The sequence below is a fragment of the Scytonema hankhaensis NUACC26 genome (assembly GCF_045865695.1).
In the GTDB taxonomy this organism is placed as follows: domain Bacteria; phylum Cyanobacteriota; class Cyanobacteriia; order Cyanobacteriales; family Nostocaceae; genus Scytonema.
In genome coordinates this window covers 30,056-41,534 of record NZ_BAACAP010000163.1, presented here as the reverse complement: position 1 = coordinate 41,534, position 11,479 = coordinate 30,056, and the positions used below count along the sequence as shown (strand labels likewise).

The window sequence follows — 11,479 nt, the reverse complement described above, 5'->3', positions numbered from 1 at the left end:
AGCAGATTTGTTAAATTATACTCAAGAAGACCTATTAGAAATTAAAGACTTTGATAAAAAGTTAGTAGAAGAGGTAGTAGAAGTTTTACAGAGTCGTTTTGGGATTTCTCTACCGCAAGAAGGGTTGTATATTCCAGCTAGTTCAATAAAAGAAAAATTGAGGGATTTTCTACAGGAAGTTGATGAAACTTCAACTAAATCAATTGAAGAAAAAGACGACCTAACAGCCCAAACTCCAATTGAACTGTTACAACTTTCTGTGCGAGCTTATAATCGTCTTAAACAGATGCAGATTAACACATTAGCAGATTTGTTAAATTATACTCAAGAAGACCTATTAGAAATTAAAGACTTTGATAAAAAGTTAGTAGAAGAGGTAGCAGAAGCTTTACAGAGTCGCTTTGGGATTTCTCTACCGCAAGAAAGGTTATATATTCCAGCTAGTTCAATAAAAGGAAAATTGAGGGATTTTCTAAAAGAAGCTGATGAAACTTTAACTAAATCAATTAAAGAAAAAGACGCTCTAACAGCTCAAATTCCAATTGAAGAATTACAACTTTCTGTGCGAACTTATAACTGCCTTAAACGGGTACAAGTTAACTCAATAGCAGATTTGTTGGATTATACTCAAGAAGACCTGTTAGAAATAAGAAACTTTGGGAGGAAGTCAGTAGAAGATGTAGTTGAAGCCTTACAACGACGATTAGGCATTACCCTAACCCCAAAAAGGTCTTCTTAGCATCTTTAACTAAGTGTCAAACTAATTAAATTAAATTCAAATCTGAAGTATGGGGAGGTAAAAAATCAAGTTGTATATTTAGCATCTCTAATTTTATTATTTGAAGAGTTTCTTTCAATTTTTGGAAGAGATACACCAGTATAATTGGAGTTTAATCAAGTATAGAAACAGAGCTAATCATAATCGCGAAAAATTTTATTACAGAATTTGTACGTATCAGCACCTAAATTTTTCGCTCTTTTTTTATTTTTTCATCTCTAAGGCAGCGAAATACTCTAAAAGGAAATCATGAATAAAGCGGTACGAACCACCCACCCTTTGTAAAAACATTCGCTCAGGAGATTTGCTAGCTAAAGCGATTTTACAGCTAGTTAAGGGGTCTCGCTATTCAGACATGGCAATGGTTTATAGCGTGTTTAGACTGCCCAATTTAGCAAAGCGCATCGACTTTGCCGTGCAATCTCGCGCTATGGACGAGTGGATAGCCACCAGTTTTAATCAGTTCCTGAGTGCTAAGGAAGCAGAAAAGACAATTTCCGGTATTTTGACGACGGCGGCTGGAACATTTAGTAGTTTTATTCAGGCTGATTTGTTGAGGGCTTTTATCGGCAAGTCTCCCACAAAGATTGAAGGTCGGGAAATGATTGTCTTTAAGCTAGATGATGAGCGTCAAAGCGTAGTGGGACCACTGTTAGCAGCAGCAATTCATTTGATGGTTGTTTCTAACCTTAGTCGTCCACGAAAAGACCCTTTAATCATTTCCCTTGACGAGTTTCCTTCAATCCGATTGGATCGGATGCCTCAATGGATTAACGAATACCGTTCTAATGGCGCTTGTTTTATTCTGGGAATTCAAAGTTTGGAGCAGCTGTACGAGGGCTATGGTGAAAAATTAGGGGCTGCGATAAGCCGGGTACGGCTTGCGCCAAGGGCGAGCGCCAGTGCTTGTAGTACCCATGTTCTCTTCAACCCTGGCAACCCCGACACCGCCAAAAAATATTCCGAGCGGTATGGTGAAAAAGAAATTACACTCAAAAACAAGTCTACCACTCGCTCTAACGGAAACCAGTCGATTAGTTGGAACGAATCTCTTCAGAAAATGCCACTGTTTTCAGTGGATGAAATTTTGCGTTTTCCTCCAGGGAAGTGTGTCATCACCAATCCCGGTTACAGTTCTGGGGGAGAAGGCTCAATCCCTTACCCACTGACCATACCAATTCCCAAATCAGATTTAAAGCGCAAAGACGAAAGCGAGGAACTTTGGGACACGCAGGTGAGGAAGCGTTTGGAAAGTCGCGTCCAACTCGCCAGCCTTGACCAACTGACAGCAGCCCTTTACGAGCGGATTGAGGAAGCAGAAAGAATGTTACCGTTGCCAGATGAAGCTGGTAATGTTCCACCGACCAGTCCACCAAAGGGAGAAAGTGGCACTCTCGATGCTTTAGACTCCGTTGTTCCTAAGAGAAATAATGTGACTCGTCGCGTTTTTGCACCTCTGCAGATTGGCAGCCGTTGACCGCTGTATGCGCCACCAGAACGATACAAAGACCCCCGGATGATTACTAATGGCACACTAGCTTTGTGATTAGAAAAAGTTATCATTATATATACGGGAGAGCCAATCTTTCTAAAGATAAAGTTTTTCTAATCACCTAAACAAGTATAACTTTGATATTATTTATTACACTAAAACTAAAAGACTCTATAAATGCCAAGAAAAAAGCGACCAAGAGAGCATATAATAGCAGATTTAAGTGTTAACTATGTTGAACGATATGTGTTATTATGCGGTTACTCTGTAGAACGTGTTAAATATGATTATGGTTATGACCTACTAATCTTTACTTATAATGCTGAAGGTGAAATTGAAAATGGTCAAATCTATATACAATTAAAAGCTACAGATTCACTCTCTACGTTGGCAGACCAAAAAACTATTACTTTTACTCTTGTGCGTTCCGACTTGGAACTATGGTTATTTGAGCCTATGCCATGCATCTTAATTATATATGATGCAAGAGACAGTCAAGCTTATTGGCTATATTTACAAGCATACTTTGAAAGCTTAGAAAAATTTGATTTATCCAAGATTGGTGAAAGTGTAACTGTTCGCTTATCTAAAGACAATATATTAGATCGACAGGCCATCAAAAAATTTGCTACATTTAAAAATGATGTTCTCAACCAGCTAAAAGGAGTGATTCGTCATAATGGTTAGAGAAATTAAGTTTACTGAACTAGAGCAATTCCTATTAAGTATAGGATTTGTAACAATGCCAACATCAGGTAGGCAGAAAGTTTACCAGTACCCATCATCTGGTACATTAGTTGTTTTACCTGGTTATGAGCAACAAGCGTATGTACGAACAGTGCATTTAGTAGCTGTACGTCGAATATTGTCAGAAAATGGCTTGATGGATAGTGATAAATTCAACCGTTTTTTGAACCTGGTAGCTTCCTAACCGTAACAATAAATTAATCAGCGCCCATAAACTACGCACCATACACTCAAAAAGCATCCAAAATTCTAGGTAGGGTGTGTGATAGTAAAAATTAATCACAAACACAACCATAAAATATAATCCTATCACGCACCATCAATCTGAGCACAAAAACGGTAAAAGAATTATTTGTGGTACCTGGTTCCCTATCTATCTTAACGTAATCGCCTAGCGAGATGCAGTTCATTTAATTAGGTAATCTTCGAGCGGGATAGGAGTATTTAAATTGTTGGGTGCTGGACAGAACTCATATAAAGGGAATTCTGTTCAGGAGAATCTTCTTGATGTTCCCCTTATCTGATAATCAACGTCGTAGCCAATATCGACGACAAAAGAAAATCGACGAACAAAATCAAAGATTTGCTTAATCTCTTCCAGTGTTAAGTCTCTTAGAATTATTTTACTATTTACCTTAAGTCACAAATTCCTACCGCTCCACCTCAACACCAAGTGCTTTTAAGTAAATCGGTATTGTGTGATTGTCAGAAATATTACCAGTTTGTGCTGTAAAGTGAATTGGTATCCCGATATGCTGATAGTTACTAAATTTTCCAAGTAACCCTGTTGCAAGCGAGGCGGTTCCACTTTTACCTGGAACGCGACCAGAAACAAGTAGCAAGCTGGGTATGGGTATTTTGGGAACAACGTCTTCGCTATTGGCGATGCGGTAGCATTCAAGTGTTTCAAAATGTTTTGCAAAGGTTTGGTCACCAACACGCGGGCTGGCAAATGTGTATAGAATAGGGTTTTCAACCTGAATTGTTTGGCTTAGGTGAATATGAAACGCACATAGTGTTGCGATCGCGAAGCGCAAGCCGAAAGAGTGCTTATCGCACTCTAGGGCGCAGTGAAGCCAAGCGCACCCAAGAGAGTTGGACTCTCGCTCGCTACACCTCCATTGCTATTAAAAACCCAGCCGTCAGAAAAAGTCAGTTTCCGTCGGTATCCGTAATAAATAGTATTTAATTTATACAAATACCTTCCCAAATTACGTAATCGTCCGTGACAAGTTGAATCCTAAATCATGAGACAAACAACAAAGGGGATAAAACAATGGACGCTAACATGATTAAAGAACAATGCCAACTCATCAACAACCAATCCGAGAAAAAGCACATCACAATCTTAGGAGCAGGAATTGCTGGTTTGGTAGCAGCCTACGAACTAGAACGCTTGGGTCACACAGTTGAGATCTTAGAAGGTAGCCCCCGCATCGGCGGACGGGTATGGACGCACCGCTTTGGTAATGAACCCGATGCTCCTTACGCCGAACTTGGCGCTATGCGTATTCCTAGCAACCACTCTCTGACACTGCATTACGTTCAAGAAATGGGACTGAGTGATAAACTATGTAAGTTTATGACCGTGTTTGAGGAATTTATGCCAAAATGAACATTAACGGTCAAGTACTGAAGATGAAAGATGCACCCCGCACACTGCAACAAACAGAAGGCGGTTTGTTAACTGACACGCGCTACAGCGAACAAACTCGCAATTTTGCCGCTTGGCTCAAAACCATCATTAATACCATCGCACCAGGTAATCTCCGTTCTGATTTTGAGCGCGATTTACAATCTCACTTAATGGATGAGTTGGAGCGCTTGGATTTAGATCCTTATTTCAGTGAAGATGGCGAAACCATTGACTTGCACTCATTCCTGACTCAAAACCCCAGCTTCCGCGCCAAGTGTTCTCTTGGATTGGATATCTTCCTTGGCGACATCATGACCGAAACCAGCCACGACTTGTTGCAACTCAAAGGTGGAATGGATCAATTAATCCAACGCTTGGCAACTTCAATCATTGCTGATATCAAGTGTAATGCTGAAGTTGTTGCTTTGCGGGTAGAAAAAGATTATACCCAGATCGCTTGGAAGCAAAACGGTCAAATCCACATTAAGAAATGCGATTACGTACTATGCACCATTCCATTCTCCATACTCCGCAAAATGGAATTGAGCGGTTTTGACGAGCAGAAGTTAGACTCCATCCATAACACCGTTTACTGTCCCGGAACAAAAGTGGCGTTTCATACCAAGGAAGCTTTCTGGGCTAAAGAAGGTATCAAAGGCGGTGCTTCCTTCAGTGGTGAAGGCGTGCGTCAAACCTACTACCCAAGTGTGAAGTTCAATCCAGAGCATGGCAGCGTGATGTTGGCGAGCTACACTATCGGTGATGATGCCTTACGCATGGGCAAGATGTCCGAAATTGAACGCTTTGACTACGTGCAGAACACAGTGAGCAAACTTCACCCCGAACTGAATGCTCCAAACATGATTGTGGACAAAGCATCTATTGCTTGGGGTAACTACAAGTGGAGTGCAGGCGGATGCACCATTCATTGGGATGATAGCGAATCCAATTACTTGGCAGCACAAAGACCCCAAAACGCCCTGTTCTTTGCTGGCGAACACTGCTCTAGATTCCCTGCTTGGTTGCAAGGTTCTATCGAGTCTGCTCTTGATGCTGTTGGCGACATTGTGAAGCACAAGCCAGTGACAAAATCCACTGCAGCCAACACCATTTCTCGAACCAATCGTCAGTTGGTAACAGTTTAAGCAGTGACCAGTAACCACTCCCCACTCCCTACTCCCTACTCCCTACTCCCTATTTTCAAGATGGAGGTAAGCCGACACGAAAATTTAACACTTTGTCCGTATTTTATACCCTTTAGTTTGTACCCGCCACAAGCGGGTTTTTTAACATCAATATTTATGTTATGAACAAATCCATGATACAAAATTTTATAATTTTCTAACTGAAAATCAAAATCCTCCGTCATCTGTCTAAGGTTAGCATTAACTTCTATCTGGGGTTGAACTTTATTTTCCTGTAAATATTCTTTTGTAAAATTAGAGAAAATTATAATATTGGGCAAAAAGCTAACTACTCCAAAATCTAACATTGTTCGTCTTGCCAAAGTAATAATAGCTCTTTTCTAGTCAATTTATAAAGATATAAATTGTAAGTCCTACTGATTTAGAAATTTGGATTCGAGCTAAAATCTATATTAATACAATTTTCAAAAATTGAATTTCTCAAACAAATCTCATACTTGTTCTAACATTAAATAAACTTTTAGATAGAGGTCTCGCATGAAAGCAGCAGTTATCTACCAATACGGTTCTCCTGAAGTTTTGCGGTATGAAGAAGTAGAACTACCAAAGATTCAACCTAATGAAGTGCTCGTTAAAGTCCGCGCTTCTTGCGTCAATCCCGTTGATTGGAAAATCCGCAAGGGTATGTTGAAGTTTATCACAGGAAATAAATTCCCCATGATTTTGGGATTTGATTTGTCAGGAGATGTTGTAGAAGTTGGTTCCCAAGTTAAACTCTTTAAGCCGGGAGATGCAATTTACGGCAATGTTGGCTTGAAAGGAGGGGCTTACGCGGAATTTACAGTTGTTCCTGAAACAAGTGCTGCACTCAAACCTACCAAGATGACATATGAGGAAGCTGCTTCAGTACCTGTTGCGGGGCTGACAGCTTTGCAATCGTTAAGAGACTTGGGCAATATCCAAGCAAGGCAAACTGTTCTCATCAATGGTGCTTCTGGTGGTGTCGGAACTTATGCAGTACAAATTGCTAAAGCTTTAGGTGCAGAAGTTACAGGTGTTTGCAGTGCAAAAAATGTGGATTTGGTAAAGTCTTTGGGAGCAGACCGAGTTATTGACTATACACAACAGGATTTTACTCAGGAGATCGCGACACAGTACGATATTATTTTAGACGCGGTTGCTAAGCAGTCATTTTCTAGCTGTCAAAAAGTTCTCAAACCACATGGAACTTATGTCACCACGCTTCCTAGTTTTGAAAGTGTAGTACAGAATGTGTTGACTGCTATCTTTCCCGGTCAAAAAGCTAGGAATGTTTTGGCAATACCTAGAACTCAAGATTTAAATTACCTCAAAGAATTAAGCGAGGCGGGTAAATTAAAAACTGTTATTGACCGCACATATCCTTTACAAGAAATAGTCGCGGCTCATACATATAGTGAAAGCGATCGCGTTGTAGGCAAAATTGCCATCGCGATACGGCTTTAGCCGTTAGCGCTTACGCTATCGCATAGCACATTCTTACACTATGGTTAGTTGTCTTTTTACCAACAACTAACTATTATCTATTTGCTATAATACAAGTCCTAGTCTTATCATATGTTCATCCAACTACAATTTTTAGTCTTTCAAACCGTATCGGCACCTACAGACAAATCACTATTAAATAAATAGAGAGAGGCTTGTATTTTTTCATAGAAAAGAATACAATAAGAAAAAGTAATAAGGTATACAGATCTATATTTAATTGGACTCATCTCTCATCTGAGTACAACCAAGTTCCTATTAACTTATGCAAACTTATCTTGCCTCAAGGCAATGTGAGCCTACAGGTAAGAAGATTTATATCGAGTACAGAAATACTTATTCCCCCGCCCCATAAATACTAGTCCCCCTGCCCTAAAAATACTAGTCCCCCTACCCCAACAAAAATTTTTAGAGTGCATGGATAGGGCATTTGAAGTGGGTGAGTACAACCTTAATCAATCCAATAAATACAATCAGCATCGACGGGACAAGCTTTTTTAAAGTCATCTGGTATAAGCAGAAAACATAACCGCATACGGCTCTTTTCGCTAAACAGTACCGATGCAACAGTCCCTCGACCATATCCCAAATTCCAAATCTACAAAAATGCCAGTATTTGCCACCGTCAACTTATTGAGAGCAATACTGACTGGTGTTTTTTTTGAACCGCTTTCAACAGATTTTCGTATCATATTTGAGCGAGATCCGGCTGCACGTAATTGGTTAGAAGTGCTTTTTTGCTACCCAGGGTTCCATGCACTTTGCTTGCATCGCATTGCTCACTGGTTACATCGGCAGAAAGTGGCTTTTCTTCCCCGCTTTATTTCTTACTTGGGACGGTTTTTCACTGGAATTGAAATTCATCCGGCTGCAGAAATAGGCAAAGGTGTCTTTATCGACCATGGTATGGGAGTTGTTATTGGAGAAACCGCCATAGTCGGAGACTACAGTTTGATTTACCAAGGCGTCACCCTTGGTGGAACTGGTAAAGAAAGCGGTAAGCGCCATCCTACCTTGGGTAAAAACGTTGTTGTGGGTGCAGGCGCAAAAGTCTTAGGCAATATTCTCATCGAAGATTGCGTTCGTATAGGAGCGGGTTCGGTGGTTTTGAGAGATGTACCTTCAGATTCCACTGTAGTGGGCATTCCTGGACGGATTATTTCCCACAAGCAAGAGGAACGGCTTTCTCCCTTGGAACATGGAAAGCTACCCGATCCTGAAGCTCGTATGATTCGCTCTTTGGTGGAGCGTATCGAGCAACTCGAACAAAGGCTGGAAAGATTTCACTCGTCAGCAAAGGAAAAAGAATTGGTAACTAAGGAACATTAATTATGTTGCAACCCTGTAGAGAGCAAAATTCAAGCGAGCATATTCTTCAGATTCCTGTATGCGATCGCTGGCGAATATATCACCGCTTACAAGAATTGATGATTCCCTGTTGGTGTCTTCCCGATGGTTCTCTGCGGGTACAAATTGAGGGATGTCTAGCAGCATTTCTCGTTCGCAGTACTGTCTTGCAATTGAAAGCAACTCGCCAAGAATTGATTGATTGGTTAGAGCAATGCTGGCAAGCTTAAATGATGGGGTATACGTGTGTTGCTGATAACTAACAAGTGTGTGAGAGATTGATTTATGAATTATTACAGTAATACACAATTCATCAACTTTTTACAAAAGGAGCTTTCACTCACTGCTGGAGATATTGCGATCGCACTGAAAAAACATCAGTTACATAACGAACCATTAGCGATGCTGCTCTGGCAGTATGGATTAGTTGATATAGAACAGTTAGAACGTATTTTGGATTGGTTGGAGAATCACCTGACCAGTGACCAGTGACCAATGACAAATGACCAATGACAAATGACCAATGACCAATAAATGATTTCTCGTTGCAAATTGTAGTGAGAATAACTGCAAGTGAATCACCAAAACGATTAAAAAGAGAGAGGTACATCATGATTACGAGTTTAATTGCTGGATTAAGCTTATTAATTCTATCAGGAGTTGCTAATACCTATATTAGTTATTTGCTGTTTGGTGAAGAAAAAGTACCAACAGATAAAAAAAATGTGTAATTGATTATGCTTATACGTTACATATTTATGAAGGTTGTTAGTAGTTAGTAGTTAGTAATTAGTAGCTACTAACAACTGTAAGGGCGCGGCGATCTTGCACCCCTACTAACCACTAACCACCAACATTTATAGGTTTTCAACTCATGAATCAAATTCTAATTAATGACACTACATTACGAGATGGCGAACAAGCAGCCGGAGTCGCCTTTAACTTACACGAGAAAGTCGCGATCGCAAAATTTCTTGATGCCATTGGCGTTCACGAGATAGAAGTTGGCATTCCTGCAATGGGAGAGGAAGAAATACGAGCGATATCAGCAATTCGTAACTTAGATCTGCAAGCCAAACTGTTAGGTTGGAACCGCGCTGTTATATCAGATATTGAAGCATCCATAGCGTGTGGATTGAAGAGAGTGCATATTTCCGTACCTGTATCGGGAATTCATATTACTGCAAAATTTCAAGGTCAGTGGCGAGTTACACTACAACAACTTAGAGACAGCATTAACTTCGCCGTTGATAAAGGGCTTTGGGTAGCTGTTGGAGGAGAAGACTCTTCGAGATCTAATGAGAGTTTTCTTCTAGATGTAGCCAACTATGCCCAAGAATGGGGTGCATCGCGATTTCGGTTTTGTGACACTGTTGGCATTCTCGACCCCTTCACCACTTACTACAAAGTGAAGCGATTGGTGTCAGCATTATTCATTCCTGTAGAAATACACACCCACAATGACTTTGGGTTGGCAACCGCCAATGCTCTTGCAGGAATTAAAGCTGGAGCCACATCTGTCAACACAACAGTCAATGGACTTGGTGAAAGGGCTGGAAATGCCGCATTAGAAGAAGTTGTCATGTCTTTGAAACGCATTTACGGCGTTAATTTAGGTATTGACACTCCTCGTTTATTAGAACTATCCCGACTTGTTGCCCAAGCATCAGGTTCTACCGTACCGCCTTGGAAAGCAATTGTTGGTGAAAATACCTTTGCTCATGAAGCAGGTATCCATGCTCACGGCGTTTTGCAAAACCCCTTAACTTACGAGCCTTTTGCTCCAGAAGAGGTAGGGTGGGAACGGCGATTGGTTGTGGGTAAACATTCCGGCAGACACATAGTATCGAACGTATTGCAGCAACACGGTATCTTCTTAAACTCGGAAGAAACCAAATCTGTATTAGAAGCAGTGCGGCAAGAGTCGGTAGAGAAAAAACGCAGCTTAACCGTGCAAGAACTGTTGAATTTAGCAAAAGAGCAACAGAGGTACTCTCATGCAATTGGATGAACTAGAACTTGGTCTAGAACCAGTCTTTGATATAGGAGATAAAGTCCGACTTCGCAAATTAATCAAAAACGATGGCACTTTTCCCGGACTAGAAATAGGAACAATCCTCGCCAAGAAAGGAGATGTTGGCTATGTCGTCAGTGTAGGCACTTTTTTACAAAGATCCTACATTTACGCAGTTCATTTTCTTGAAACTACAGGATACGTCGTAGGTTGTCGCAAAGGTGAACTGGAACTTGTTGAGGAAAGCCAAGAAAACGCCTCTCCTGACGGGGAATGAGGACGATTTATCGTAGTACATCCATAATACCACTAGAAAGCGGGAAAATTTCATGAAAGTCATGCTGCGTCAAAATACTGCTGGAAATTTAGTTGTTTACGTTGCTAAGAAAGATTTAGAGGAAGAAGTTGTCAAGCAAACAGAAGGAGCAGACGGCAAGATTTTCACTCTCGCTAATGGTTGGGAACTTTCTTTTCCCAATTTGCCAGATCCATTAAAGTTACCTCAAACTGTTGAAGCTAAGCGGATCGCGTAAACTTTCATTTGTCATTTGTCATTTGTCATGACAAATGACCTAGAACAAGCTTTACGATAACAAGTTAAGTAGATATAGCAATTCTAAATCATTTATCATTTATAAACAATTTTAAGTACTGTAGTACTGTAGAGTGGGGATTGCCCACCACTGAAGCTTTTGTACGGCATAGCCCTACCTACGTGTATTTACAAATCAAATAAAATTGCTATAGATGGAAATAAACAAAACTTTATTACAAAATTTAACACCTCCCTGAAACT

General features: G+C 40.4%; 13 protein-coding genes and 1 pseudogene. 12 read left to right on the top strand and 2 right to left on the bottom strand.

Going from position 1 to position 11,479, the window contains the following annotated elements:
* The 4 genes from ACKTT2_RS13360 to ACKTT2_RS13345 form a co-directional block, all read left to right on the top strand.
* Positions 1 to 739 (top strand): DNA-directed RNA polymerase subunit alpha C-terminal domain-containing protein (locus tag ACKTT2_RS13360; RefSeq protein WP_407887537.1); only part of this gene is annotated, 739 nt, incomplete at its 5' end.
* Positions 740 to 1,082: 343 nt separating this feature from the next.
* Positions 1,083 to 2,255: a type IV secretory system conjugative DNA transfer family protein gene (locus ACKTT2_RS13355; protein ID WP_407887535.1), complete on the top strand. Its 1,173-nt coding sequence runs from the start codon at positions 1,083 to 1,085 to the stop codon at positions 2,253 to 2,255.
* A gap of 192 nt (positions 2,256 to 2,447) precedes the next feature.
* Positions 2,448 to 2,957: a DUF4365 domain-containing protein gene (locus ACKTT2_RS13350; protein WP_407887533.1), complete on the top strand. Its 510-nt coding sequence runs from the start codon at positions 2,448 to 2,450 to the stop codon at positions 2,955 to 2,957.
* Entirely contained in the window at positions 2,950 to 3,201 is a 252-nt protein-coding gene (locus tag ACKTT2_RS13345) for a type II toxin-antitoxin system HicA family toxin (protein WP_407887531.1), read from the top strand. Before ACKTT2_RS13350 ends, ACKTT2_RS13345 begins: the two co-directional genes overlap by 8 nt.
* A gap of 466 nt (positions 3,202 to 3,667) precedes the next feature.
* Here the strand turns inward: ACKTT2_RS13345 and ACKTT2_RS13340 are convergent, their stop codons facing one another.
* A complete protein-coding gene (locus ACKTT2_RS13340; protein WP_407887529.1) occupies positions 3,668 to 4,054 on the bottom strand; it encodes a lipase family protein in 387 nt (128 codons plus the stop codon).
* 239 nt (positions 4,055 to 4,293) lie between these two features.
* On the opposite strand from ACKTT2_RS13340, the pseudogene ACKTT2_RS13335 reads away from it, so the two are divergent.
* Positions 4,294 to 5,798: pseudogene (locus tag ACKTT2_RS13335) on the top strand (flavin monoamine oxidase family protein).
* Between the two features lie 35 nt (positions 5,799 to 5,833).
* Here ACKTT2_RS13335 and ACKTT2_RS13330 read toward each other — a convergent pair.
* Positions 5,834 to 6,145, bottom strand: coding sequence for a hypothetical protein (locus tag ACKTT2_RS13330; RefSeq protein ID WP_407887527.1), 312 nt, complete (start codon positions 6,143 to 6,145; stop codon positions 5,834 to 5,836).
* A gap of 190 nt (positions 6,146 to 6,335) precedes the next feature.
* Between ACKTT2_RS13330 and ACKTT2_RS13325 the strand changes: the two genes are divergently transcribed.
* From ACKTT2_RS13325 to nifT, 7 genes are all read left to right on the top strand, one after another.
* Positions 6,336 to 7,283 carry an NAD(P)-dependent alcohol dehydrogenase gene (locus tag ACKTT2_RS13325; RefSeq protein WP_407887525.1) on the top strand — a complete coding sequence of 316 codons (948 nt, stop codon included), beginning with the start codon at positions 6,336 to 6,338 and terminating at the stop codon, positions 7,281 to 7,283.
* Positions 7,284 to 7,883: 600 nt separating this feature from the next.
* Positions 7,884 to 8,651: a serine O-acetyltransferase gene (gene cysE / locus ACKTT2_RS13320; protein ID WP_407887523.1), complete on the top strand. Its 768-nt coding sequence runs from the start codon at positions 7,884 to 7,886 to the stop codon at positions 8,649 to 8,651.
* Between the two features lie 2 nt (positions 8,652 to 8,653).
* Positions 8,654 to 8,899, top strand: a complete 246-nt coding sequence (locus ACKTT2_RS13315; RefSeq protein ID WP_407887521.1) for an Asr1405/Asl0597 family protein — start codon at positions 8,654 to 8,656, stop codon at positions 8,897 to 8,899.
* 55 nt (positions 8,900 to 8,954) lie between these two features.
* Positions 8,955 to 9,161 carry a DUF2949 domain-containing protein gene (locus ACKTT2_RS13310; protein WP_407887519.1) on the top strand — a complete coding sequence of 69 codons (207 nt, stop codon included), beginning with the start codon at positions 8,955 to 8,957 and terminating at the stop codon, positions 9,159 to 9,161.
* A gap of 382 nt (positions 9,162 to 9,543) precedes the next feature.
* Positions 9,544 to 10,680 (top strand): homocitrate synthase, encoded by a 1,137-nt coding sequence (gene nifV, locus ACKTT2_RS13305; protein WP_407887517.1) that lies wholly within the window; start codon positions 9,544 to 9,546, stop codon positions 10,678 to 10,680.
* Entirely contained in the window at positions 10,667 to 10,960 is a 294-nt protein-coding gene (locus ACKTT2_RS13300) for a nitrogen fixation protein NifZ (RefSeq protein WP_407887515.1), read from the top strand. Before nifV ends, ACKTT2_RS13300 begins: the two co-directional genes overlap by 14 nt.
* A gap of 52 nt (positions 10,961 to 11,012) precedes the next feature.
* Entirely contained in the window at positions 11,013 to 11,216 is a 204-nt protein-coding gene (gene nifT / locus ACKTT2_RS13295; RefSeq protein ID WP_038078986.1) for a putative nitrogen fixation protein NifT, read from the top strand.
* Positions 11,217 to 11,479 lie beyond the last annotated feature (263 nt).